Annotated in this window: 2 protein-coding genes; both read left to right on the forward strand. The window is 39.3% G+C overall.

The features are described from left to right. A partial coding sequence (locus HC175_RS17630) for a DNA translocase FtsK (protein WP_168139590.1) occupies positions 1 to 155 on the forward strand: 155 nt, incomplete at its 5' end. Positions 156 to 174: 19 nt separating this feature from the next. Continuing rightward, positions 175 to 501, forward strand: a 327-nt coding sequence (gene lolA1 / locus HC175_RS17635; RefSeq protein ID WP_369074343.1) for an outer membrane lipoprotein periplasmic chaperone LolA1, incomplete at its 3' end; no start/stop codon positions are given.

The raw sequence follows: 501 nt of genomic DNA on the forward strand, positions 1-501 counted from the left end.
TTCAGAGAAAACTGAAACTGGGTTATAACAGGGCAGGAAGAATTATCGATCAATTGGAAGCAGCCGGAGTAGTTGGTCCTTTTGAAGGCAGTAAAGCACGGCAGGTGCTGGTACAGGACATAGAAGGTTTGAACCAGCTATTGAACGATGAATGAAAAATTTAACCATAGAATAATGAAAAAGATAATTTTTATAGCAATTGCCTTTATTACAGTAACAGCAGGATTTGCCCAGTCTGCAGGAAAAGCTACCACTCTTCTTGATGAAGTATCTTCCAAAGTTGAATCTTATGACAATATCATTATTGAATTTAAGTATGCTCTTGAAAATACTGCCGAAAATGTAAAACATGAGACCCGGGGAGACGTGAGCCTGCAGGGAGAAAAATATCTTCTGAATATCATGGGAACTACCCGTTTATTTGATGGGAACAAACTCTACACGATCATTCCTGAAGATGAAGAGATCAACATTTCCAAGCACGACCCGAGCGAAGAGAAT

The organism is Salinimicrobium oceani, assembly GCF_012037645.1.